The organism is Alkaliphilus serpentinus (genome assembly GCF_009017255.1).
GTDB lineage: Bacteria > Bacillota > Clostridia > Peptostreptococcales > Natronincolaceae > Alkaliphilus_D > Alkaliphilus_D serpentinus.
Window position 1 is genome coordinate 46,306 of sequence record NZ_WBZB01000010.1, and the last position, 23,752, is coordinate 70,057.

The 23,752-nt window shown below is 32.5% G+C and carries 27 protein-coding genes; 7 read left to right on the forward strand and 20 right to left on the reverse strand.

The features are described from left to right. Window positions 1–87: 87 nt before the first annotated feature. The 5 genes from recR to F8153_RS02835 all read right to left on the reverse strand — a co-directional run bounded on the left by recR (window position 88) and on the right by F8153_RS02835 (window position 4,661). Window positions 88–687, reverse strand: a complete 600-nt coding sequence (gene recR, locus F8153_RS02815; RefSeq protein WP_151864839.1) for a recombination mediator RecR — start codon at window positions 685–687, stop codon at window positions 88–90. A 24-nt stretch (window positions 688–711) separates the two neighbouring features. Continuing rightward, the gene (locus F8153_RS02820; RefSeq protein ID WP_151864840.1) at window positions 712–1,053 is read right to left on the reverse strand and encodes a YbaB/EbfC family nucleoid-associated protein; all 342 of its coding nucleotides are present in this window, start codon (window positions 1,051–1,053) and stop codon (window positions 712–714) included. A 70-nt stretch (window positions 1,054–1,123) separates the two neighbouring features. Then, the gene (gene dnaX / locus F8153_RS02825; RefSeq protein WP_151864841.1) at window positions 1,124–2,788 is read right to left on the reverse strand and encodes a DNA polymerase III subunit gamma/tau; all 1,665 of its coding nucleotides are present in this window, start codon (window positions 2,786–2,788) and stop codon (window positions 1,124–1,126) included. Window positions 2,789–2,852: 64 nt separating this feature from the next. Then, window positions 2,853–3,521, reverse strand: a complete 669-nt coding sequence (locus tag F8153_RS02830; protein ID WP_151864842.1) for a CvpA family protein — start codon at window positions 3,519–3,521, stop codon at window positions 2,853–2,855. Window positions 3,522–3,545: 24 nt separating this feature from the next. Next, complete coding sequence (locus F8153_RS02835; protein WP_151864843.1) at window positions 3,546–4,661, reverse strand: DUF5711 family protein; 1,116 nt, start codon at window positions 4,659–4,661, stop codon at window positions 3,546–3,548. 385 nt (window positions 4,662–5,046) lie between these two features. On the opposite strand from F8153_RS02835, the gene yyaC reads away from it, so the two are divergent. Next, window positions 5,047–5,637, forward strand: coding sequence for a spore protease YyaC (gene yyaC / locus F8153_RS02840; protein ID WP_151864844.1), 591 nt, complete (start codon window positions 5,047–5,049; stop codon window positions 5,635–5,637). Between the two features lie 127 nt (window positions 5,638–5,764). Here yyaC and F8153_RS02845 read toward each other — a convergent pair whose 3' ends face one another. From F8153_RS02845 to F8153_RS02870, 6 genes are all read right to left on the reverse strand, one after another. Then, entirely contained in the window at window positions 5,765–6,022 is a 258-nt protein-coding gene (locus tag F8153_RS02845) for a YkuS family protein (protein ID WP_151864845.1), read from the reverse strand. A 91-nt stretch (window positions 6,023–6,113) separates the two neighbouring features. Beyond that, window positions 6,114–6,998, reverse strand: coding sequence for a diacylglycerol/lipid kinase family protein (locus F8153_RS02850; protein WP_151864846.1), 885 nt, complete (start codon window positions 6,996–6,998; stop codon window positions 6,114–6,116). Further along, window positions 6,998–7,546, reverse strand: a complete 549-nt coding sequence (locus F8153_RS02855) for a DUF4446 family protein (protein ID WP_243136879.1) — start codon at window positions 7,544–7,546, stop codon at window positions 6,998–7,000. The genes F8153_RS02850 and F8153_RS02855 overlap by 1 nt, the downstream gene beginning before the upstream one ends. Window positions 7,547–7,761: 215 nt before the next feature. After that, window positions 7,762–8,904, reverse strand: coding sequence for an aminotransferase class V-fold PLP-dependent enzyme (locus tag F8153_RS02860; RefSeq protein ID WP_151864847.1), 1,143 nt, complete (start codon window positions 8,902–8,904; stop codon window positions 7,762–7,764). A gap of 182 nt (window positions 8,905–9,086) precedes the next feature. Then, window positions 9,087–9,968 carry a ParB/RepB/Spo0J family partition protein gene (locus F8153_RS02865; protein ID WP_151864848.1) on the reverse strand — a complete coding sequence of 294 codons (882 nt, stop codon included), beginning with the start codon at window positions 9,966–9,968 and terminating at the stop codon, window positions 9,087–9,089. Next, window positions 9,969–10,742: a ParA family protein gene (locus F8153_RS02870; RefSeq protein WP_151864871.1), complete on the reverse strand. Its 774-nt coding sequence runs from the start codon at window positions 10,740–10,742 to the stop codon at window positions 9,969–9,971. A 239-nt stretch (window positions 10,743–10,981) separates the two neighbouring features. Between F8153_RS02870 and F8153_RS02875 the strand changes: the two genes are divergently transcribed. Further along, the gene (locus tag F8153_RS02875) at window positions 10,982–11,251 is read left to right on the forward strand and encodes a TMEM165/GDT1 family protein (protein ID WP_151864849.1); all 270 of its coding nucleotides are present in this window, start codon (window positions 10,982–10,984) and stop codon (window positions 11,249–11,251) included. 51 nt (window positions 11,252–11,302) lie between these two features. Here F8153_RS02875 and noc read toward each other — a convergent pair whose 3' ends face one another. The 9 genes from noc to rpmH all read right to left on the reverse strand — a co-directional run bounded on the left by noc (window position 11,303) and on the right by rpmH (window position 18,609). Beyond that, window positions 11,303–12,100, reverse strand: a complete 798-nt coding sequence (gene noc / locus F8153_RS02880) for a nucleoid occlusion protein (RefSeq protein ID WP_151864850.1) — start codon at window positions 12,098–12,100, stop codon at window positions 11,303–11,305. A gap of 119 nt (window positions 12,101–12,219) precedes the next feature. Continuing rightward, entirely contained in the window at window positions 12,220–12,921 is a 702-nt protein-coding gene (rsmG, locus tag F8153_RS02885; protein WP_243136880.1) for a 16S rRNA (guanine(527)-N(7))-methyltransferase RsmG, read from the reverse strand. 14 nt (window positions 12,922–12,935) lie between these two features. Beyond that, on the reverse strand, window positions 12,936–14,825 hold the full coding sequence (gene mnmG / locus F8153_RS02890) for a tRNA uridine-5-carboxymethylaminomethyl(34) synthesis enzyme MnmG (RefSeq protein WP_151864852.1): 1,890 nt from the start codon (window positions 14,823–14,825) through the stop codon (window positions 12,936–12,938). Between the two features lie 138 nt (window positions 14,826–14,963). Next, window positions 14,964–16,349 (reverse strand): tRNA uridine-5-carboxymethylaminomethyl(34) synthesis GTPase MnmE, encoded by a 1,386-nt coding sequence (gene mnmE / locus F8153_RS02895; protein ID WP_151864853.1) that lies wholly within the window; start codon window positions 16,347–16,349, stop codon window positions 14,964–14,966. Between the two features lie 164 nt (window positions 16,350–16,513). Further along, a complete protein-coding gene (gene jag / locus F8153_RS02900) occupies window positions 16,514–17,134 on the reverse strand; it encodes an RNA-binding cell elongation regulator Jag/EloR (protein WP_151864854.1) in 621 nt (206 codons plus the stop codon). Between the two features lies 1 nt (window position 17,135). After that, window positions 17,136–17,816: a YidC/Oxa1 family membrane protein insertase gene (locus F8153_RS02905; protein ID WP_151864855.1), complete on the reverse strand. Its 681-nt coding sequence runs from the start codon at window positions 17,814–17,816 to the stop codon at window positions 17,136–17,138. Window positions 17,817–17,826: 10 nt separating this feature from the next. After that, window positions 17,827–18,051, reverse strand: coding sequence for a membrane protein insertion efficiency factor YidD (yidD, locus tag F8153_RS02910; protein ID WP_151864856.1), 225 nt, complete (start codon window positions 18,049–18,051; stop codon window positions 17,827–17,829). A gap of 22 nt (window positions 18,052–18,073) precedes the next feature. Further along, the gene (gene rnpA, locus F8153_RS02915) at window positions 18,074–18,409 is read right to left on the reverse strand and encodes a ribonuclease P protein component (protein ID WP_151864857.1); all 336 of its coding nucleotides are present in this window, start codon (window positions 18,407–18,409) and stop codon (window positions 18,074–18,076) included. Window positions 18,410–18,471: 62 nt separating this feature from the next. Next, window positions 18,472–18,609, reverse strand: coding sequence for a 50S ribosomal protein L34 (gene rpmH, locus F8153_RS02920; protein WP_151864858.1), 138 nt, complete (start codon window positions 18,607–18,609; stop codon window positions 18,472–18,474). A 605-nt stretch (window positions 18,610–19,214) separates the two neighbouring features. Here rpmH and dnaA point away from each other — a divergent pair. From dnaA to remB, 5 genes are all read left to right on the forward strand, one after another. After that, complete coding sequence (dnaA, locus tag F8153_RS02925) at window positions 19,215–20,558, forward strand: chromosomal replication initiator protein DnaA (protein WP_151864859.1); 1,344 nt, start codon at window positions 19,215–19,217, stop codon at window positions 20,556–20,558. 221 nt (window positions 20,559–20,779) lie between these two features. Next, on the forward strand, window positions 20,780–21,886 hold the full coding sequence (gene dnaN / locus F8153_RS02930; protein WP_151864860.1) for a DNA polymerase III subunit beta: 1,107 nt from the start codon (window positions 20,780–20,782) through the stop codon (window positions 21,884–21,886). A gap of 81 nt (window positions 21,887–21,967) precedes the next feature. Then, complete coding sequence (locus tag F8153_RS02935; RefSeq protein ID WP_192929622.1) at window positions 21,968–22,177, forward strand: RNA-binding S4 domain-containing protein; 210 nt, start codon at window positions 21,968–21,970, stop codon at window positions 22,175–22,177. Between the two features lie 36 nt (window positions 22,178–22,213). Continuing rightward, the gene (recF, locus tag F8153_RS02940; protein WP_151864861.1) at window positions 22,214–23,320 is read left to right on the forward strand and encodes a DNA replication/repair protein RecF; all 1,107 of its coding nucleotides are present in this window, start codon (window positions 22,214–22,216) and stop codon (window positions 23,318–23,320) included. Window positions 23,321–23,406: 86 nt separating this feature from the next. Continuing rightward, window positions 23,407–23,700, forward strand: a complete 294-nt coding sequence (gene remB, locus F8153_RS02945) for an extracellular matrix regulator RemB (protein ID WP_151864862.1) — start codon at window positions 23,407–23,409, stop codon at window positions 23,698–23,700. The last annotated feature ends 52 nt before the right edge of the window (window positions 23,701–23,752 follow it).

The following is a 23,752-nucleotide window of genomic DNA, read 5'->3' on the forward strand; positions in this document are numbered from 1 at the left end:
CAATCCTTTACCAGTATGTTTTATGTAATCTTTTATATATAAATGTTCGTACAATAATTGGTTTTTTTCAAAAAAACTAATTTGTTACTAAACTTCTCTTCTGCCCTCTAAAGCCTTTGCAAGGGTAACTTCGTCTGCATATTCAAGATCTCCACCAACGGGAATACCATGGGCTATTCTTGTAACCTTAATACCTAAGGGCTTGAGAAGTCTAGCAATATACATAGCCGTGGCTTCTCCTTCTATATTGGGATTCGTTGCTAAAATAACTTCTTTAACAGTAGTTTCTCCCACTCTGCCTAGCAATTCTTTAATCTTAATTTCCTCAGGACCAATTCCATCTAAGGGTGAAATTGCACCATGTAGCACATGATATAAACCTTTATATTCTTTCGTTTTTTCCATAGCAATTACATCACGTGGGTCTTCTACTACACAAATAACCTCATCACTTCTTGTCCTGTCTGTGCAAATATTACATTGATCAGCATCCGTCAGATTGGTGCAGATACTACAATACTTTATGCTTTCTTTTGCAACGGTTATGGCTGTCGCCAGTTGATAAGCATCCTCATTGGTTAAGCTTATCACATAAAATGCCAATCTTTGAGCTGTCTTTCTACCTATGCCGGGTAGTTTGGTAAATTCATCAATTAGTTTTGCTATAGGTGCTGAATAATAGTTCATTAATCCCCCTCAATTCCTAGAAAGCTAGAATAACCCCAGCAAGCTAACATTTCCTGTTACCTTTGCCATTTCCTTAGATACCATTTCTTCAGCAGAGCGTATAGCTTCATTTACAGCTGCCATAATTAAGTCCTGTAGCATTTCAGCATCATCTGGATCAATTACTTCAGGTTTGATTTCTATAGCAAGAATCTCCTTCTTCCCATTTATTTTAACGGTTACTGCACCACCACCAGCACTGGTTTCTAACTCTTTTCTGTTGAGCTCCTCTTGCATTTCTTCCATTTGCTTTTGCATTTTTTGAACCTGCTTCATCATATTATTCATATTGGGCATACCACCCATTCCCTGGAATCCTTTCTTCATTTCTTATACCTCCTTAAGGTTTATTAATTTTTTACTTTTTAAATTATATCACAAACTTCTCTAAATCACATTATTCTTCAATTATTTCAAGGATATTTTCTGGAACCTTCTCCCTTAGTATATTGATGGCTTCATCCTCTTGAACCTGGCTAATAGCATCCCCATCCATAACAACTTTTAATCTTATTGATTCACCTGTTACCTTATATATTACAGAAGCAATATACTCCTTAGTGGCTTCCTTATCTAAAGCTTCTCTATGAAAACCATAACCTTCTTTAAATCCTATTATTAGATTTCCATCTTTTACTCCTACAAGATGTCCTTCCATAAGAAAAGCTTTAATCTGTGCCTTCTTATTTTTCTTTAATGCTTCTAATACCTCATCCCAGTTGTCTTTAATCACATTAAAATCCGCCGCTTTTTCAGGTTTTTTTACTGTTTCTTTAGCACTTTTCTTAGTTTGATCTTCTTCTATAAATTTCTTATGGTAATTTGATTCTTCTTTAGATTTTATTTGATAATGTCCATCTAAGTTTCCTGTATCTTTAATTAAGGGAGTTTCTGCTGCAATTGCAATATTTTTACCCTTAATTAAGCTCTCCAGCTGTTGAATTCTATCCTCCAACTCTTCCACAGAAGAATTAAATCCCTTCTTGGAGATTTTAGCAATAGTAACCTCTAGTATAATTTGTGGCTGAGTTGCATATTTCATCTTACCTTCAGCTTCAGATAAATCTTGTATAATTTTAATAAGCTCCCCTTCCTTAAAGAGTTTCTCCTCTTTAGCAATATGATGAAGGGAAACATCATCTCCTCTATATAAGTCCTCAAGTTGAATTTTCATTTTTTCCATTAATAGTATTCTAAGATGTTTTATAAGATCCTTAATAAATAATTGTACATCTTTACCTTCCATTACCACCTTTTGTATATGAGTTAATGCTTGTGATGGCTCCTTTTCCCCTATTGCTTGAATCAACTGATGCAATAGCTCATCACTAATTAATCCCATGGTATCAGCTACTTTGTCATATAGTAACTCCCCTTGAGTAAAGGATATACATTGTTCAAGAATACTAAGTGAATCTCGAATGGATCCCCTACCGTTGGCAGCTATCACCCAAAGTGCCTTTTCCTCATATTTAATTTCCATACTATCGCAAATAGATAGGATATGGCTGAAAATTTCCTTTGTTTTTACAGGTTTAAAATCAAATCTTTGACACCTTGATAATATCGTCGCAGGAAGCTTATGGGGCTCTGTGGTAGCTAATATAAAAATTACATGGCTAGGTGGCTCCTCTAAGGTTTTTAGTAATGCATTAAAGGCTCCTGTGCTAAGCATGTGAACTTCATCAACAATATATACCTTATATCTTCCTCTAGATGGAGGGTATTTAACATTTTCTCTAATTTCTCTAATATGATCTACACCGTTATTGGATGCTGCGTCAATTTCCATTACATCCATAATACTTTCTGAGAGAATACCAGTACAAATGGCACATTCATTACATGGATTATTGTCAATAGGATTATTACAATTAATTGCCCTGGCGAAAATTTTAGCAGTTGAAGTTTTACCTGTTCCTCTGGTTCCTGAAAAGAGATAGGCGTGGGATATTTTTTCATCCCTCATCTGATTCTTTAAGGTTTTCACAACATGTTGTTGTCCAACTACGTCTTCGAAAATTTTCGGCCGCCATTTTCTATATAATGCCTTATAAGTCATTTTATCACCTTCACTTATTCTTAAGTAGTTTCATTATATCACAGCTTCTTCCTTCAATATAATATTACAATAACCAATTTAGAAAACTAACCAGCCAATTTTCCAAAAAGCTCTGTAATAGTATAGATTCATCTATTGCCATTGCCATTTTACCGTAAGGATTCTTTAATGTTATTGGAAGAATAATGATTAGTACTATAAGAATGATTAAAATTCCTCTTATGGCTCCTACCATGGCTCCTCCAAGTCTATTCATGGTGTTTAAAATTGGTAATTTAAAAGCATTATCGATGATTTGTGATATAAAAATTACTGTCAATCTTACAAGGATGAATATTAGTATAATACTAATTATATTAATGATGAATATTGTAATGCTATTGGATAAATCATTTTTTATTGCTGCTGCGCTTTCAGTATGGGTTAAAATACTGGTTTCTTTGATTAAATAATCCTTTAAAAAGCCCACAAGGGGATTACTTCCCTCCTCCGGGAGTTCTTTTGGAATCCATAGAGAAATCAAACCATCAAAATTGTTACCAATAAAATTTTTAATCGCTAAGTCAATGGAAGTAGTTTTTTGTATCCACTCAGATAGTTTGAGATAGTAAATCTTAGCAGCAATAACAGCTACAATATAGCTTCCAAAGCTCATCAACGAGAGAACAAATCCCTTTTTAAAACCCCATAAAATATTCATGAATATCATTATAATAATAAATATATCCAACATTTGATTTTACTCCTTCTTTTGCTATTATTGAAGCTTTGTAAAGGTTAATCTTTCCTTTGTTACAATAACCAAATGATTATTGGGGAATAAATAGGCCCTTTCTATGTCGCTGCTATATAAATGCTCTAGTATTTTTTCTTCATTAAAACCCTCAACATAAATAGATCGTTCTCCATAATACAATACTTTATCCTCTATAACATCTAACCCCTTCACCTTCTCCTTTGGTTTTATCTCCCTTATTAGCTTACCATTAGTCTTATATATTATAATTCCTAAACTATTTCTACCTTGAATTATACCACTATTTATATCATTACCTCCATATAAAACAAGGATTTCATCATTAAAGGTTTCTACAAGTTTTACATTTCTAATTGAAGCTGACCATTTTTCTTCCTTGTCTATATAACTAGTTACTTTGTTTTCCTGTACCAAAACTAAGCTTCCTTTTTTATCATAAAACATATTTAATATAATTTCATCTACTTGATTAAAACTTATTACATCTCCATTATAATTGTAGGTGATTAAGTGACTTTCTAAACTACCCCCTTTAACAGCTATGATCTGAATAAGGAGTTCATTTAGCTTTTTTGAGTTTAAAGTGCTTAGTATATCGCCTTCCCTTATTAGTATTTCTGAAATTTTCTTTCCAGCTTCATTTAATAGAGTTACCGACTTTACTAAAAGCCCCCCTTCTGCATTATGCTGAAGAACCACCAAATTCTCATTGTTGACATCAAAGCTTTTAACCTTTTTTTCTATTACCACTTTATAAACTACATTTCCATCCTTCTCTATTCGTGTTAATTGATTATTGTTTTGATCATATATATATATACTTTGGTTATTGTTTGTAATTAAAGGGTTAATTGCCCCTATATGAAGACTCCAAATCAATTCTCCCTTATAGTTATAATAGAATAAAACACCATCCCAGTATTTAGCTATTCCATCATTAAGCTTCTTATATTGAATATGGCTACTATGGGGCAATTCAATTTCTTTTAAAAGATAGATGTCTAAAGCCTCTGCCTTTATTTTTCCCTTAAAATAGTTTATAGACATTGGGTTTGCTAAAAGAAAGATCAATATCAGCACTAATAGAATATAAACTATTCTTTTTTTTATTTCCATTTCATAACCCCCTTGTTTCACGTGAAACATCCATTTAATATTTTCTAAGACCCTTTAAGTATTTACTATCATTAATTAGATAAATTCTTGTTTTTCCAACTTATCTCCTTTTGTCATGTGATTTCGTTTTTACCTATTGAATGGAACTTAATTAATAGTCTTCATTTATATCTCTATATTTTCTACCTTGAAGGCGGTAATCCTCTATATAAAACTTCTTTATAAAAGAAATTGGAGTTATCTATAAACTTCTTATCATTGTTAAAGATTTTAAAGAACTGTATTTAAATAAAAAATTTGGGCAAACTCTTTTAGAAATCATATTTTTATAACTGACTTAATACTTTAATATATGATATTTAATTTCTCATAAAGGAGGCTCTATATGTCTTTAATAAAAACTTCTTCTGATTCTATAAATATAAATATGCCTATGGCTTACATAGATTTCAGCTCTTTACTAATTGGATACCTAAAGGAATTTTACAAAGACCCCTTTGAAGAGCTTATCATTTTATGTATTGGAACAGACCGATCTACTGGTGATTCATTGGGGCCCCTCATCGGCTATAAACTTACAAGCACCCTTTCTAGATATCCTAATGTTTTTGTTTATGGTACATTAGATGAACCTGTACATGCTAAAAATTTAGATGAGAAAATTAACTATATTTATTCTAATTATAAATCTCCCTTCATAATTGCTATAGATGCTTGTTTAGGTAAAATGGACAGGATAGGTTATATAAAAATAGGTAATGGCCCCCTTAAACCAGGTGCCGGTGTTAATAAGGACCTGACAGCTGTTGGAGACTTGCATATCACAGGTATTGTGAATCTATCGGGTTATATGGAATATTTAGTGCTTCAGAATACTAGATTAAGTCTAGTCATGAAAATGGCAGAGACTATTTCAGAAGGGTTAAAATTTTCTTTATGGAAGCTAAATAAACATAGGCTATTAGTTCAAACTTAAAAAAGGGTCTTAAAGAAGGGTCTTAAAAAAGACCCTTTTTTCATATACCATATAGATTACTCAAATATTCATTATATAATATTTTAAGTAAGGTTGTGTTAGTACAAGTGATCTTTAATAAAAATATTTAACTAAATAAACTCCCATATCTTCTTTTTTCAATTATGTATTTAATATCTTCTATGGTTTTTCCCTTTGCATTTATAAGAATTGCCCCATAATCATCCCCTTGCTGATTATTAATTGTTCTTAATCCATCATAATCATCGATATATATAACTGCATCTACATGGTTAGCCATGTTAAAGCCTACAACCTCATATCCTTCTCTTTGCAAATCATTTGATAAACCCTCTAATCCTTGCTGTATTGCTATCCTTTTCAAAACAAACACCTCCTACATTTATTATTGGTTATAGGAGGTGCTTTAATACACTTATGTAGCTATTCTTAAAATGATAATTCCTTTACAACAATTATCTTACCAAAAGTTTGATTTTCCTATCAGATACCCCGATAAAAATACCATCTTTATTTTCTATTGCTTCAATGATTTCACCATCAATATTAATTTTAACTTTTTCATTGGTGTATAAAACCATCTCTTTTCCTCTTAGGGCTTCTACTTCCTTATATCTTATGTGATTGCCCTTAAATATTGAAGGGAATAGAATAAACAGTTTCAGTTTTTTCATTTTGCTCACAATGCAGATATCCAATAGGTCGTCGTTAAAGTCAGCCATTGGTGCAATTTTCATTCCTCCACCATAGGATCCTCCATTACAAAAAGCAATTAACATGGTATTTATATCCACTAACTTTCCATCTACAGATAACTTCAGTTGTATCGTTTTGTATGTGATTAATCCTTTAATTAAGGCCACAATATAGGCTTTAGTTCCAGTTATATATTTTTTTATACTTGTAACCTTATCTGCAATATGCGCATCAAGCCCTACAGATGCAACATTTACAAAATACATGTCCTGCACTATTCCCAGGTTAATCTCTCTAGTTTTACCATTTAATATAATTTCTAGGGCCTCTTGGGGATCGGAGGGAATATTTAAGCTTCTTACAAAATCATTACCTGTACCTGAAGGCAATAATCCGATAATCTTATTACCATTCTTTACACCGTTGGCTATTTCATTAATGGTACCATCTCCACCTACTGCAACGATTACATCTTCCTTAGCTTCTTCTGCTAGTTTTTTAGCATGTCCTACCCCTTCAGTTAGTTGTATCCTGTACATACAACCCTCTTTTTCCATAGTTTCTTTAATTATTTTTAGCCTATCTAAGGGCTTTCCTTTACCTGATGCTGGATTTACGATAAATAAGTAACTTCTTTTATTCATCAAACAACCTCTTTACTACGTCTGGAGGATTTCATTTCAAGTCCATCGATTTCTTTAGCCTTTGCCCTCTCCAAAGCCTGTAACTCCTCCACTGATAGACTGTAATTCGATTTACCTTCTTTTATTGGTTTGGCGTAAGATATCGTTTCGGTTCTTCCATGAATTCCTGTAATAATCAAACCATCGTTATTATCATCCAGCATTGCTATAGAAAAACTTAGATCACTACCCGTGTCTTTAAAAGCATTGTATCTTATTATTCCAATCTTTTGTACACAAAAACTTAATCTGTTATCAAATAAATCTAATCTCCTATTAAATTGTTGAAACTCTGATCTAACTTCATCAACCTCTTCTTTATGCTGCAGTAAAATACCTTCGATGTTCTTACCATTAGTACCTTTAACTAATTTCTTATACTTATCCTTAAGATTGGCTGTAATTAAATAATTACATAATAATAAAATAAATAATAAGATATTAAAGGTCATTAAGACAATAACAGCAATGGAGTTATTATCCTCTATGAACCTAAAAATTTGGTCCAAAATTAGTCCCTCCTTAACAAATAAAAAATAATAAAGCCTGTACACTATATTTTATCATTTCTTTGGGTTTACAGCCATCTTAAATATTCAAATGTCAAAAAAAACCTAACTATGTCAATTTACAAGGGTTTATCACACCTTATAGAAGCTTGTGTTTCGATGTTTTCATGAAAAAAAGGCCCAAAGGCCCTTTACAATCTCAATATAATATAAAATTAAATTTGGCTACAAATATCTTTTATTGCGTTGATTGCTTCATCAATTTCATTTCTAGTGTTAAAATATCCAATACTGAATCTCACGGTACCTTGTTCAAAGGTGCCTATTGTTTTATGGGCCATAGGGGCACAATGTAAACCGGATCTAACTGCTATATTATATACCTTATCAAGTATATAGGCTATTTCTGATGAATCTTCATTACCAATATTTATTGAAACCACTGAAGCTTGCTTAGTGGAATCCTTTGGTCCGTATATTTTTACCTTTTCCATCTTACTAAGCTCTTCTATAAAATATCCCGTTAGCAATTCTTCATGTTTCCTTATATTGTCCATACCCTCATTAAGGATAAAATCAACTCCTGCAGCTACCCCTGCTATACCTGGGGTATTAGGAGTGCCACTTTCATATCTATCTGGCAACATTTCTGGTTGAAATAATTCCTCTGATTTACTACCAGTTCCCCCTTCTTTAAAATGCTTTACATTCAAACCTTCCTTTATATAAAGTATACCCGTTCCCTGAGGTCCTAGTAGCCCCTTATGGCCTGGTAGTGCTAAAAGATCTATGTTATCCTTGACAACATCTATTTCATAGACCCCTGCAGTCTGAGCAGCATCAACCAGAAACAAAACGCCCTGGTCCTTTGCTATTTTACCTACTTCTTTTATCGGCATTATCGTACCAGTAACATTTGAGGCGTGGGTTAGTACAATTAATTTAGTATTCTCTCTAATTGCGTTTCTTATATTCTCTGGGTTCAGGCATCCATCTTCTCCACACTGAATTATCGTGCTTTCTACCCCTATCTTCTCTAAAGCTTTAATGGGTCTAAGTACGGAATTATGCTCCATACTACTGGTTATTACATGATCCCCTTTACTCAAAATCCCCTTTATAGCAAGATTCAGTGACTCGGTTGCATTTCCTGTAAAGATTATCTGCATTGGATTTTCGATGTTGAATAGTTTGCTGACTTTTTCCCTTGCAAAAAAAATACTTCTTCCAGCTTCTAGAGCTAATTTATGTCCAGATCTTCCTGGATTAGCTCCATAATCCTTCATGGTATTAAGTACTGCATCATATACTCCTTGGGGTTTTGGGAAGGTAGTTGCTGCGTTATCAAAATAAATCACCTTTATCCTCCTCACTCACTTCAATAGTTATAGACTGCTTTAATACACCATATTCCACAATGTAATAATTGTCACCCTTATGGGTGAAATATTATATTTTAACCCATCTTGATGATTCTTATTATATTAATGTTTCACGTGAAACATTTTGGGGTTTATCGATATTATTTTCTACATGTATCTCATTTGGTGTTATTGGCTATTATATCTAATATTCTTTCTAAATCTTCATTGTTATAGTATTCGATTTCTATTTTACCTTTATTTTTTCCCTTAGATATGGTAACCTTTGTTCCGAGGGCTTTCTTTAAGGTATCTTCTACATCAATTAATAAATAATCCTTACTTTTCTTTTTTACTCCTTTTTTCTTTGGAGGCATTAATATCTTTCCAATTAAATCTTCGGTTTCTCTAACACTTAGTTTTTCTTCCATGATTTTTAGGGCTATTTGATACTGCTTTTCTCCATCATCGATTCTTAGCAATACCCTACCATGGCCACTACTTAAAGAGTTACTCTTAACCAAATCAATTATTCTTCCATCCAAATTCAGAAGGCGTAGGGTATTTGCTAAGTAAGGCCTGCTTTTTCCTAAAGCTTCAGCTAACTGTTCTTGAGTAACCTTGTGATTATTGATCAAGTCCTTATATGCTAACGCTTCCTCTATAGGATTTAAATTTTCTCTTTGAAGATTTTCTACCAAAGCAACCTTCATTAATTGACTGTCCTCATAATTTTTTATTACACAAGGTATTTCCCTTAATTGTAGCTCTTTAGAAGCCCGCCATCTTCTTTCTCCAGCAATTATCATATACCCATCTTTCCTTTCAGTAACAATGATGGGTTGAATAATTCCATGGACCTTTATTGACTGAGCCAGCTCCATTATGCTATCTTCATCAAAATCCTTTCTTGGTTGATGAACATTAGGGTAGATTTTATTTATATTAATATGCTTTATCCGGTCTTCAGAAATTTCCTCTTCTACCTGCTCAAGGGTTGACATTTCTGGAATTAAGGCCTCTAGTCCTTTCCCTAATCCTCTTTTTTTGTTTTTAATCATTTATATCCCGTCCTCCTCTAAATCGATAAACTCTTCAGCTAGTTCCTTATAAGCTTCGGACCCTTTAGACTTCTCATCATAATAAATTACCGGTTGTCCAAAGCTAGGGGCTTCAGCTAATCTTACGTTTCTAGGAATGATTGTAGCATATACCTTTCCCTTAAAGTAACTTTTAACCTCATCAACAACTTGAATAGAAAGGTTTGTTCTACCATCGAACATACTAAGAACAACCCCTTGTATCTCCAGATTAGGATTTAAGTTTTTCTTCACCAATTGAATTGTGTTCATTAATTGACTAACACCCTCCAAAGCATAGTATTCACATTGTATAGGGATAAGAACACTATCAACAGCGGAAAGGGAGTTAATTGTTAATAGACCCAAGGATGGCGGACAATCAACAAATATATAATCATATGAATCTTTTATTTCATTAATAGACTGCCTGAGTTGAATTTCTCTATTGCTTACTCCTGCCAATTCAATTTCTGCTCCTGCCAGCTGAACACTTGAGGGGACGATATGTAAATTGTCGTATTGGCTTTTAATAACAACTTCCTTAATACTAACATCATTAACTATTACATCATAAATGCTATATTCAAGCTCCGTCTTATTAATTCCAAAACCACTGGTGGTATTTCCTTGAGGATCTATATCTATAACACATATTTTTTTACCCATATTGGCAAGACAAGCACTTAGGTTTACATTCGTAGTTGTCTTTCCAACACCACCCTTTTGATTAAAAATGGCTATTACCTTCCCCATTTTCATTCTCTCCCTCCACGAGTTATTTTCATATTATATACTTCTATACAATATAATTTTCACCTTCTTTATAATCACAAATGCTTTTGTTTTCACTCAATATCCTTTCTAATATTAAATTATATAATATTTTCTCGGCTTTTTATCATTTATTTTATAATAATGCTAAAAAAATACTATATAAGAGATTACTATCATAAATATTAGTATTATTGAATCTTTGAATCAGGAGGATAATAATGCTTAAAATTGTGATTATGACATTTTTTATTGTATTTATTGCTGAGTTGGGAGATAAAACTCAACTCCAGGTTATGTTACTGGCTACACAAAGCAAATCCATTTGGCCTGTTTTTATAGGCTCTTCACTAGCTTTGATTTTTAGTTCCTTAATTGCTGTTTTAGCTGCTGATTACATTTGCAAAATCATTAATCCATCGATACTACAAACAGCTGCTGGTATAATTTTTATTATATTTGGTGTTCTAACCTTATTCGGTAAACTCTAAAACTCCATAAAAAAAGATTACAGATTTACCTATGTAATCTGTAATCTTTTTTTATGCCTTTGGAATTCTTACGGTTAATTCGATATATTCACCGTGATCAATTTGTTTTAACTCAGCTTTTTCTTGTTTATCTTTAATTGCCTCGAAGGCTTGTTTAATTGTGTTTATATAAATCCTATAATTTAAAAAACTCCTGATTTTTTGATTGCTTTGAGGTTCCTTTGCATTACTTATTTCTTCAGTAATCTGTTGTATAATTTCTTCTGTTTTTTTTACGTTTAAATCATTTTTAATTACTTTATTTAATATAGATATTCTAAGTTCTTCATCTGGCAGTTTTAATAAGGCTCTGGCATGCCTTTCTGTTAAATTGTTGTCCATTAATAGTCTTTTAATTTCTGGACCTAGTTTCAATATTCTAAGTTTGTTGGCAATTGTTGACTGATTTTTTCCTACCTGTAGGGCTATCTCCTGTTGAGTAAATCCATGATCATTTATTAAATTATGAAAGCCTTCAGCTTCTTCAAAATAATTTAAATCTTCTCTTTGTAAATTTTCAATAATTGCAACAACAGCTGAATCCTTATCATCAAATTCTCTATGTATGATTGCTGGAACCTTGTCTAACTTAGCTATCTTTGCAGCCTTAAGCCTTCTTTCCCCAGCAATTAGTTCATACTTTTCCTCTCCTATTTGTCTAACACTGATTGGCTGTAAAATACCATATGCCTTAATTGATTGTGAAAGTTCTTCTAAAGCTGTCTGTGAAAATGTTTTTCTTGGCTGATAAGGATTTGGAATTATCGATTGAACGGATATCTCCATAACCTGCTTGTTCCCATCACTCATTATCCTTCCACTCCTCCCGAACAAATTACACTTATAGATAATTCTATAAAAAAAAGTTGAGTCCTGCTATTAATTCATGATTGTTAGATAAATCGTTTTACAAAATCCTACTCTATATATTAGATTATAGGACTTTTAGTAGGTTTTCCTGCTTTTCTAGGGTATTTTGTCGGAGTGGGTTTGACCTTTTCAATAACTACGATTTTATGTTTTATATCGCTTAATGGAAGGGATATTTCCAGCTTCTCTACCACTTTCCCTCCAAGAACCTCAATAGCCTTTTTAGAAGAAGCCATTTCATCTTCTACCTGAGGGCCTTTTTGGCATATAAATATTCCACCAACTTTTATAAAGGGCATACAATATTCTACCAGAACATTTAATGAAGCCACTGCTCTAGATACTGCTGCATCGTAGCTTTCTCTAAAATCATCTAGCCTACCAAAATCCTCTGCCCTACCGTGAAGAAAATCAACCTTCACCAAGCTTGTCTCTTTACACACTTCCTTTAGAAAAGTAACTCTTTTATTAAGTGCATCTAAAAGAGTTAATTCAATGTTTGGCTCCATAATCTTTATTGGTATTCCTGGAAAGCCTGCTCCTGTACCAACATCTATTAATCTATTAATCTTGTCGAAACCCTTTACCTTTAAACAGGATATGGAATCGATAAAATGCTTTATTACTATATCTCTCTCGTCTTCGATGGCAGTTAAATTCATTTTTTCATTCCATTCAAGTAATAGGTTCTTATAAATCATAAATTGATTCATTTGGTTTTCGTTTAAATCGATTCCTAGGTCAGAAAATCCCTTTTTCATTATCTCTTCCATTTTTAACTCTTCACCGCCTTCTGCCTTCTTCTTTGTTCAAGAAAAACCAGTAATACAGATATATCTGCTGGAGAAACTCCAGAGATACGGGAAGCTTGTCCTACTGAAAGGGGCTTAATATTGTTTAGCTTCTGTCGAGCCTCCAATCTCAAACCATCAATCTTTGTATAGTCTAACTCCTCCGGTAATTTTTTTGCTTCTAACTTTTTAAACTGATCAATTTGATTTAACTGCTTATCGATGTATCCCTCATATTTGATGAATATCTCACATTGACTCTCTATCTCTTCATCAAAGGCATCTATATCTAATTTGTTAAAGCTTTTTATATCTTTATAAGATATTTCTGGTCTTTTTAATAAATCATATAGACTAACTCCTGCTTTAATTGGTGAGCTATCTAAGGATTCTAGTATAAAATTTGCATCCTCTGGAGAGATGTGTGTTGACTTAAGAAGTTCTATTGCCTCAGCTGTCCGTTGTTTTTTTTCTTGTGTTAGTAGATATCTTTCTTCTGTGGCGAGCCCAGCTTTGTAACTTTTCTCAGTTAGCCTTAAATCAGCATTATCCTGCCTTAGAACTAATCTATACTCTGCCCTAGATGTCATCATTCTATAGGGCTCATTGGTTCCCTTAGTCACTAGGTCATCAATTATTACTCCTATATAAGCCTCTGAACGATCTAGTACAAAGGGTTCATCTCCTCTTAATTTTAACACAGCATTAATTCCTGCCATCAATCCCTGGGCTGCAGCTTCTTCATACCCAGAGGTACCATTAAATTGACCAGCACTAAATAAATTATGAATATGCTTTAACTCCAAGGATGGCTTTAGCTGTGTAGGGTCAATGCAATCATATTCTATTGCGTAGGCAGGCCTCATAATATGAGCCTTTTCCATTCCTATAACACTCCTAAGCATCTCCACTTGTACTTCTACTGGCAAGCTGGTGGACATTCCTTGAACATACATTTCCTTAGTATCTAAACCCTCAGGCTCAATAAATAATTGGTGGGTTGACTTATCCTCAAATCGAACAATCTTATCTTCAATAGAAGGACAATACCTTGGTCCTACTCCCTCCATATCCCCTCGATAAAAAGAGGATCTTTTTAAGTTTTCTCTTATAATTCTGATGGTCTCAGAAGTGGTTCTTGTTAGCCAACAGGGTTGTTGATCAATTTCAAGCTTTTTATTTAAGAAGGAAAAGGGGACTATTTTCTCATCCCCCTCTTGTATATCCATTTTAGAGAAATCTATTGTATCTCTATGGACTCTTGCTGGGGTTCCTGTTTTAAATCTCCTTAAACTACATCCTAATTCACGTAGTTTTTCTGATAAAAAGTTGGCTGGGAAAAGACCGTTTGGTCCTGATTCAAAGTTTACTTCCCCCATAAATATTTTGCTCTTTAAATATACACCAGTAGCAAGAATTACACAGGTTCCTTCGTACTCAGCCCCTGTTCTTGTAACAACTCCCTTTACAGTTGATTCTTCAACGATTAAATCAATAACCTCATCTTGAATCAAATCCAGGTTTTCTTGATTTTCTATAGTTTTCTTCATTTCCTTATGATATGCTGTTTTATCGGCTTGAGCCCTTAAAGAATGAACTGCTGGACCCTTTGCAGTATTCAGCATTCTACTTTGTATAAAGGCTTTATCAGTATTTATTCCCATTTCTCCACCTAATGCATCAATTTCCCTTACTAAATGACCCTTGCCTGTTCCCCCTATTGATGGGTTACAGGGCATCATAGCAATAGCATCTAGGGTAAGGGTAATCATTAAAGTTTTACACCCCATTCTAGCTGCTGCCAAAGCAGCTTCACAGCCAGCATGGCCAGCGCCAACAACTATAATATCATATGTGCCAGCTTGATATTTCATCTGCTCACCTTCCTTCTTAATAAAAACATAAATTTCACTATAGTAGTAATTTCTCTAACAAATTTCATTTTACTTATGATTCTCCATGTTTAGACTTTAACTTTTCATTTTTCATTTTTAACTTTTAATTTTAATTATCTACTTTCCAATACAAAAATTTGCGAATATATGGTCAATCAAGTCTTCTCCTACTGTATCACCGGTTATTTCTCCTAAATAGTCCCAGGTATTTTTAAAATCCACCTCTATAAAATCCATAGCAAGCTTTTTATTAATAGCTTCTATTCCCTCTTCCAAACTAATGATAGCCCTTTCTAGAGCATTTTTATGTCTAATATTTGTAACCATAATATGATCCTTGGTTTTTATATCACCCTTATAAACCATATCTACTAAGGTATCCTCTAATTCTGATAATCCCGTCTTTTCCATTAAGGAAATCTTAATGACATTTTTTTCGCCTAAAATATCATACACTTTACTTAAATCCAATATCTGAGGTAAATCTGTTTTGTTTACAAGGACTATAGCTTTTTTAATCTTAATCATTTCCATGATTTCAATATCCTCTTGAGTTAGCTCCCTTGAAGAATCCAACATAAATATTACTAAATCTGCTTTATTAAAGAATTCCTTAGACTTATCTACACCAATTTTTTCTACGATGTCATCTGTATCACGAATTCCAGCAGTATCCACTAATCTAATTGGAATACCCTTTATATTCAGTTGCTCTTCAATAATATCTCTAGTGGTTCCAGGGATTTCTGTAACAATGGCTCTAGACTCCTTTAATAATGCATTTAATAGTGAGGATTTGCCAACATTGGGTTTTCCTATAATAACGGTATTTAAGCCCTCTCTAAGTATTTTACCTGTTTCCGCTGTTTCATGCAGCTTAATCATCTTCTCCTTAACAGCTTTACTTCCCTCTAAAAGATAATCTAAGGTTACTTCATCTACATCTTCTTCGGAAAAATCAATAGAAACCTCAATATGGGCCAAAAGCTGTAATATTTCATTTCTAATACCTTCTACCTCTTTAGACAAGGATCCCTCCAATTGATCTAGGGCAACTCCAAATCCTGTATCAGTTTTAGCACTAATTAAGTCCATTACTGCCTCTGCTTGGGCTAGATCTATCCTTCCGTTCAAAAATGCCCTTTTAGTAAACTCTCCAGCCTCTGCCATTCTAGCTCCCATTCTTAATATCAATTGTAGAATTCTTTTTACAGGTATAATTCCACCGTGACAATTAACTTCAACTATATCCTCTCTGGTATAAGTATAGGGTGCCCTCATGTATACTACCAAAACCTCATCTATTACTTCTTGGGTTTTAGGATCCACAATGTGTCCATAGACAAGCCTCCTGATATCAGCTTCCTTCAGCTTTTTACCCGATTTACTTTTAAATATTCCATTAGCAATTTCTATTGCATCGTTACCACTAATTCGTATAATTCCCACTCCAGCCTCACCTGGTGCAGTAGCAATAGCTGCTATTGTATCGTCTATGAACATAAAATCACCTCTTCAATTTATTAATTATCTAGGTTTAAAACATTTTACCATATTTGTATTATACCAAATTTCAAAAATACAATAAGTTAAACCCTTATCAAATCTATTTAAAGAAAATATTTATATTTACAATAAAAAGCCCAGCTTTTATACTGGGCAATTGGTTACTTCTTTAAAGCGACTACAACCTTTCTAAAGGGTTCATCTCCCTCACTATAGGTCTGTACATAAGGATTATTTTGTAGAGCTGCATGAATGATTCTTCTTTCATAAGGGTTCATCGGCTCTAGTACCATGGTCTTTCCTAGCTTCTTCACTTTTCTTGCCATTTTATTAGCCAATCTAATAAGGGTTTCTTCTCTTTTTTCTCTGTAGTTCTCAGTGTCGATAAATACCTTTAAATAGTTTTCTCGATCTTTATTTACCACTAAGCTTAACAGGTATTGTAGTGAATCTAAGGTTTGACCCCTTCTCCCTATGACTACACCCATATTAGGCCCTTCTAGAGATACATTTAAATTATTACCCTTAAGCTGTACATCTATGCTTACCTCTAAATCCATAGCATTGAATACATCCTTTAAAAATACCTTAGCATCCCCCTCTGGATCGTCCACTACAGAAAGCTTTACTCGTGCCATCTTAGAGCCTATCAATCCTAAAAATCCCTTATTGGGCTTTTCTAAAATTTCAATTTTAACTTGTTCCTTTGTCTTCTTTAGTTCCTCTAAGCCGAGAGAAATAGCTTCTTCTACGGTTCTACCAGTCATTTCGATTATATTCATATTAGTTTGAACCCTCCTTTAGCTTTGCATAGGGTTTTGTAATCAATATTTGTTGAACTGCTTGGAATAAACTACTTACTACCCAATAAATTACTACACCAGCTGGAAATCCTCCTCCTGGAAAAAATACTCCCTTTGACATGGCGAATATCATTACTGGGAAGAAATAGGTCATCATTTTCTGTGACTGATCTGTTTTATTGGCAGACATGGTAATACTTGATAAGTAAGTGGTTAATCCAGCTAATATAGGTAAAATCCATGGATCCACCTGATTTAAATTAGATAACCATAAAAAGCTTGTATCTATTTGTGCATAAGCTTCAGGTGATCCAAATACATATGCTCCTGGATCTCTTAGTGCTGCAAACAATCCTATAATAATTGGAAATTGTATTAATAAGGGTAGACATCCACCTAAGGGATTAGCCTTATGTTCCTTATACAACTCCATTGTTTTAATATTTAGCTTTTCCTTATCATTTTTATATTTCTCTTGCAGCTCTTTAAGTTTTGGCTGCAGTTCTTGTATTACCTTCATAGACCTCATTTGCTTTAAGGTTAATGGTACCATTAATAGCTTCACAACAATGGTAAATACTATAATAGATAAACCATAATTACCTATTAAGTCGTAAATCAATTTTAATAATGCTCCTAATGGCTGAGCTAAAGCATTCATATAAAACCCCCTAATCAACAGTTTTTTTAATTAAAGGGTCATAACCTCCATCACTAAAGGGATGACACCTTAATATTCTTTTTAATGTGAGATAGCTTCCTTTAAAAAAACCATAATGAGTATAGGCCTCTATACTATAATTTGAGCAGCTTGGATAAAATCTGCAACTAGGGCTCTTTAAAGGTGATATGATTTTTTGATATACTTTAATAATGTTAATTAGTATTTTAGACATATTAACACTCCCATAGAACTCTTCATTTTAATAATTTTATTCGTTTTAATAAATGAAGAATGGCACTTTCTATTTCAGCATATGTAGAAGTATTACATTCCTGTCTAGCTATAAAAACAATATCATATCCTAATTTTACTTTATGATCATTTAACCGATAGGCTTCCTTCATCAATCTTTTTACTCTACTTCTAACAACACTTTTCCCTACCTTTTTTGAAACTGTAAAACCAATTCTATTGTCATTGGTATTATTGGTTAAATAGTATACGATTAGTAACTTATTAGCCATAGATTTTCCGTATTTGTATACCTTACGAAAATCCTCATTCTTTCTTAGTTTATTGTTGGATTCCATATCACCAACTCCTAATATCTCTTCCTATAGAAGATTACAGAAAAAGGCCACATAGTGCGGCCTTATGCAGTCAATCTCTTTCTGCCCTTTAATCTACGTCTTTTTAAAACGTTTCTACCATTCTTGGTACTCATTCTTTTTCTGAATCCATGTTCCTTTGATCTTTGCCTCTTCTTAGGCTGGTAAGTTCTTTTCACCAAAAACACCCCCTTCAAGTACTAATTTCAGTACTTCTATATAATGTTAATTATTTTTAAGCATTAAATACCACATTAAAGAGTACTTAATAATACAAATAGATTATAACTATATTGCCGACCCCTGTCAAGAAAAAAGCTTACCTCAATTTGTGGATAATTTTTTATGGATATTTATTTTTTGTGGATATTTATTTTATTTTGTTGAAAAAAGGGCTTTAGTTTGATATTATTATAATACTTGTTAATAACTTATTGTTAATTATCAACATTTTAGCTTTTTTATACACATCTTGTGGATAGTTTTGTGCATAACTTATTAAAAAACTATAATTTTCAACTTTGTCTTTCATTTTTACTATTTTTTTTTTGTGTATTAAATATCTTCAATTATCTATTGCTATTGTTGATAACTATTATATATAATTATTATAAACCCCTTCATACACTTTTTATCCACAATTATCAAATAAAAAATGTTTATAACTCTTTATATATAAATTAAAATTTCATTTCTTTTGTTTTCTTAATCGCTGTGGATAAAACTGCGGATACTTTTTTTATTTTTTCTATATTTTTTATTATTACAACAGTAAGGGGGCTGTTATATGTATGATACAATACCTGAAATTTGGGACAAAACTTTAAATGTTATAAAAGCTGAGCTTACAGAGGTCAGCTTCAACACATGGATAAAAACAATTGAGCCAATATCCCTTGAGGATAATCAATTTATACTAGGAGTTCCCAATGATTTCACAAGAGGGATCCTTATTACAAGATATTTAACTCTTCTTAGTAATGCTCTAAAACAGGTTACAAATAAAAAGTATGATATTGAGTTTATTATTCCATCAGAAGACGGAACTAAATCAAATGTAAGAAAGGATCTTAATAAAGTTCAAAAACCACAGCTGATGAGTATGTCATCTACTACTTTAAATCCAAAATATACATTTGATACCTTTGTAATTGGTAATAGTAATCGATTTGCCCATGCTGCATCGGTGGCTGTTGCAGAAGCACCTGCTAAGGCCTATAATCCTCTATTTATATACGGAGGAGTTGGATTAGGTAAAACCCACTTAATGCATGCAATTGGTCACTATATACTTGAAAACAATCCTAAGGCAAGGGTTGCCTATGTGTCCTCTGAAACCTTTACTAATGAATTGATTAATTCTATACGAGACGACAGAAATGTGGAATTTAGAAATAGATATAGAAATGTGGATGTTCTTTTAGTTGATGATATTCAGTTTATTGCTGGTAAAGAAAGAACCCAAGAGGAGTTTTTCCATACCTTTAATGCATTACATGAATCCAATAAGCAAATCATTATTTCCAGTGATCGTCCCCCAAAGGAAATTCCGACATTAGAGGATAGATTAAGATCTAGATTTGAATGGGGATTAATTACCGACATTCAACCCCCTGATTTTGAAACCAGAATTGCAATATTAAGAAAAAAGGCTCAAATGGAGAATATAGATGTTCCTGATGAAGTAACCTTGTTTATTGCAAAAAAAATTCAATCAAATATTCGTGAGCTTGAAGGAGCATTAATAAGAATTGTTGCTTACTCTTCATTAACAAATAGTGATATAACTGTTGAATTAGCTAGTGAAGCCCTAAAGGAAATATTCTCTTCAAAACCAAAGCAACTAAATATTCCTTTAATAAAGGAAACAATCTCTAAAAGGTTTAACATTAAGCTAGAGGATATTGATTCAAAAAAGAGGACAAGGGCTATTTCATATCCAAGGCAAATTGCTATGTATATAGCACGAGAATTAACAGATTTATCTTTACCTAAAATAGGTGAAGAGTTTGGTGGAAGAGATCATACTACTGTAATGCATGCCTATGAAAAAATATCAAATGACCTTAAGGTTGACCCAGATTTAAAAGAGAAAATTGAAGAAATGGTGAAGGAATTAAAAGGAGATTAGTACACAAATAGTTGTTAATTAAATGTTGATATTCATTTTTGTTGTGATTAATTAGGAATAATATATAGAAAATTTCATCATTAACCACATTTTATACACAGGTTTCTTTATTTTAATAGCTATTATATATATATTTATCAACATTTACACAGGCCCTATTACTATTACTACTATACTTATTTATATTCTTTCTATCTATTTCAATAAGGAGGTTATCCACAATGCATTTTTCATGTCCTCAGAGAACACTATTAAATAGCATTAATATCGTACAAAAATCTGTTTCGACTAGAACAACCTTACCTATATTAAAAGGAATATATATAGAAGCACAAGAGCATCACTTAAAACTGGTAGCAACTGACTTAGAGGTAGGAATAGAAAATTTACTAGATGCAGAAATAATCAGTGAGGGAGCCTTTGTAATAGATGCAAAATTATTTGGTGAAATTATTAGAAAGCTTCCTGATGATGATGTAGAAATAAAACTGATAGATAGTAATCAAGTTTTTATCAAATGTCAAAGTGCAGAGTTTAATGTTCTATGTCATAATGCAGAGGATTTTCCAGAACTACCTTCAATAGATGATAAAAGCAACTTTAGCATATCAAATGAACTGTTTAGAAATATGATCAGACAAACGGTTTTTGCAACGTCACAGGATGAATCAAGGCCTATTTTAACGGGTGTTTTAATGGAAATAGATGAGGATAGCTTTAATATGGTGGCGTTAGATGGTTATAGGTTGGCGTTAAGAAAAGGAAAAATAAAATCTGAGTTAAATAGAAAAGTGGTTATCCCCTCAAGAACTTTAACAGAGTTATCCAGAATCATTTCCAATGATGATGAAGAAGATGTTGAAATCTGCTTAAGTGAAAATCACGCACAATTTAGATTTAGCAACACAAAAATAATTTCTAGGCTTCTTGAAGGTGAGTTTATTAATTACAAACAAATTATTCCTAAAGAATATAAATCCAGAGTGAAAATAAACACCAAGAGTCTTCTAAACAGTATAGAAAGAGCCTCATTGCTTGCTAAGGAAGGCAAGAATAATTTAGTTAAATTTATCGTTAGTGATGAAAACATGGTAATAACTTCAAACTCAGAATTGGGTAAGGTACACGAAGAAATCATCATTACCTTAGAGGGAGAAGAAATCGAAATAGCATTTAATTCCAAATATTTTATGGATGCTCTAAAGGTATTTGATGAAGAGGAAATCTACTTGAACTTTACAACAAACATTAGTCCGGTAATTTTTAAACCAGTAAGTAATGATCATTATACATATCTGGTTTTACCAATAAGACTATCATCTAATTAACACAAACCCAGCTAAAGGCTGGGTTATGTTTATGTTATACTAAAAAAGTTAAAATTAAGATAATGAGAAGGAGGATTGATTATGAAAAAGAAAATAGAGCTAAAGGAAGAGTATATAAAGTTAGATCAATTGTTAAAGGCATGTGATATTGTTGGCAGTGGTGGACATGCAAAAATAATCATACTTGATGGAGAAGTATCAGTTAATGGAGAAGTTGTAATTCAAAGAGGTAAAAAAATTCGATCAGGGGATACAGTAAAAGTAGGAGATTATGAAATTATTGTAGAATAACTATTAGAGTCAGAGGATGAATGGGAGGCAATGATTATGATATTAGAAGAAATAAAGTTAATTCATTTCAGAAATTACGAAACATTGCAGCTGGAAATTCATCCTTTACTAAATATTTTTGTAGGGGAAAATGCCCAGGGTAAAACCAATATCATTGAGGCTATTTATATGTGTGCTATGGGAAAATCCTTTAGAAATAGCAAAGATCAAGAGATGATTCTTTTTGATAAAGGACAAGCTTACATTAAAATAAAATTACAGAGAATAAATGGAAAAAGTGATATAGAAATTAAGCTAAGTCAAGAAGAAAGAAAAAAAATGAGAGTGAATGGAATACAATTGGAAAAGGGTGGGGAATTATTAGGAAATCTAAATGTTGTAACCTTTACACCGGATGACCTAAAAATCATTAAGGGTAGTCCAATTGAGAGAAGAAAGTTCATTGACAATGAAATAAGCCAAATAATTCCCAGGTATTACTACAATTTACTTCAATATAATAGAATTCTGATGCATAGAAATAAGCTATTAAAGAGCTTTAAAGGTAAGAAAATTGACTTAGAAATATGGAATGATCAATTGGTAAACATAGGGTCTTGGATTATAAATACTAGAATCAGGTTTATTAAAAGGATTAGTATTTTAGCAAAATTAATGCATAGAAAAATTACTGATGAAAAAGAATCATTGGAAATTCTTTATAGCTGTAGTTTACCTCTAAAAGAGAAGGAAGAAAACATCAGCTTAAAGGAAGTATTTTACAAAAAACTAATAGAAACTGAAGAAGAAGAACGAAGGAGAGGTACAACTTTAATAGGACCCCATCGTGATGATCTAATACTAAAGGTAAATGGCATGGATGTTAAAAACTACGGATCACAAGGGCAACAAAGGACATCAGTATTATCACTAAAGATGGCAGAGCTTGAATTAATAAAGGGGGAGGTTGGAGAATATCCAATACTACTATTAGATGATGTAATGAGTGAATTAGATGTAAAAAGACAGTTTTACTTGTTAAACAATCTAAAGAATATACAAACCTTTATTACCACTACTCAAACTGAACAGTTAAGTATTGAAAAAATAAATAATAAGAGAATTTTCAATGTAAACAAAGGAAAAGTGAGGATTTATGACTAATTTTACAAAAATAATCCATATAATCTTTTATTCAGTTAAATTTAGGGTTATAATATAAGGATGGAGATAAAAAATGAGGTGATAGAATGTTTCTTCATCTAGGGGGAGAAGTAGTAGTACATATAGATGAAATAATAGCCATTTTTGATATTCACTCAACATCAAAATCGAAGATTAGCAGGAGTTTTTTAGATACATGCATGGATGAAGGATTTGTGGTAGAAATATCAAAGGAGGAACCAAGAGCCTTTGTTATTACGGAGAAGGTTGTTAAATCTAAAAAACCTAATAAAACAATCATAAAGACTGTAATTTACTATTCACCTATTTCAGCACATACCCTACAAAAACGTGCTGGATATATAGATGATATAGATTAAATTTAACCATCCTGCTGGAGATCAATTCTAATACCGGCAGTTTATTTATGTA

Bases quoted from the DNA above. Each gene is read 5' to 3' on its own strand.
- recR (WP_151864839.1), bottom strand. From the start codon at position 687: ATGAACTATTATTCAGCACCTATAGCAAAACTAATTGATGAATTTACC.
- F8153_RS02820 (WP_151864840.1), bottom strand. From the start codon at position 1,053: ATGAAGAAAGGATTCCAGGGAATGGGTGGTATGCCCAATATGAATAAT.
- dnaX (WP_151864841.1), bottom strand. From the start codon at position 2,788: ATGACTTATAAGGCATTATATAGAAAATGGCGGCCGAAAATTTTCGAA.
- F8153_RS02830 (WP_151864842.1), bottom strand. From the start codon at position 3,521: ATGTTGGATATATTTATTATTATAATGATATTCATGAATATTTTATGG.
- F8153_RS02835 (WP_151864843.1), bottom strand. From the start codon at position 4,661: ATGGAAATAAAAAAAAGAATAGTTTATATTCTATTAGTGCTGATATTG.
- yyaC (WP_151864844.1), top strand. From the start codon at position 5,047: ATGTCTTTAATAAAAACTTCTTCTGATTCTATAAATATAAATATGCCT.
- F8153_RS02850 (WP_151864846.1), bottom strand. From the start codon at position 6,998: ATGAATAAAAGAAGTTACTTATTTATCGTAAATCCAGCATCAGGTAAA.
- F8153_RS02865 (WP_151864848.1), bottom strand. From the start codon at position 9,968: ATGATTAAAAACAAAAAAAGAGGATTAGGGAAAGGACTAGAGGCCTTA.
- F8153_RS02870 (WP_151864871.1), bottom strand. From the start codon at position 10,742: ATGGGGAAGGTAATAGCCATTTTTAATCAAAAGGGTGGTGTTGGAAAG.
- F8153_RS02875 (WP_151864849.1), top strand. From the start codon at position 10,982: ATGCTTAAAATTGTGATTATGACATTTTTTATTGTATTTATTGCTGAG.
- noc (WP_151864850.1), bottom strand. From the start codon at position 12,100: ATGAGTGATGGGAACAAGCAGGTTATGGAGATATCCGTTCAATCGATA.
- rsmG (WP_243136880.1), bottom strand. From the start codon at position 12,921: ATGAAAAAGGGATTTTCTGACCTAGGAATCGATTTAAACGAAAACCAA.
- mnmG (WP_151864852.1), bottom strand. From the start codon at position 14,825: ATGAAATATCAAGCTGGCACATATGATATTATAGTTGTTGGCGCTGGC.
- mnmE (WP_151864853.1), bottom strand. From the start codon at position 16,349: ATGTTCATAGACGATACAATAGCAGCTATTGCTACTGCACCAGGTGAG.
- jag (WP_151864854.1), bottom strand. From the start codon at position 17,134: ATGAATATAATCGAAATGACTGGTAGAACCGTAGAAGAAGCTATTTCT.
- F8153_RS02905 (WP_151864855.1), bottom strand. From the start codon at position 17,816: ATGAATGCTTTAGCTCAGCCATTAGGAGCATTATTAAAATTGATTTAC.
- yidD (WP_151864856.1), bottom strand. From the start codon at position 18,051: ATGTCTAAAATACTAATTAACATTATTAAAGTATATCAAAAAATCATA.
- rnpA (WP_151864857.1), bottom strand. From the start codon at position 18,409: ATGGAATCCAACAATAAACTAAGAAAGAATGAGGATTTTCGTAAGGTA.
- dnaA (WP_151864859.1), top strand. From the start codon at position 19,215: ATGTATGATACAATACCTGAAATTTGGGACAAAACTTTAAATGTTATA.
- dnaN (WP_151864860.1), top strand. From the start codon at position 20,780: ATGCATTTTTCATGTCCTCAGAGAACACTATTAAATAGCATTAATATC.
- F8153_RS02935 (WP_192929622.1), top strand. From the start codon at position 21,968: ATGAAAAAGAAAATAGAGCTAAAGGAAGAGTATATAAAGTTAGATCAA.
- recF (WP_151864861.1), top strand. From the start codon at position 22,214: ATGATATTAGAAGAAATAAAGTTAATTCATTTCAGAAATTACGAAACA.
- remB (WP_151864862.1), top strand. From the start codon at position 23,407: ATGTTTCTTCATCTAGGGGGAGAAGTAGTAGTACATATAGATGAAATA.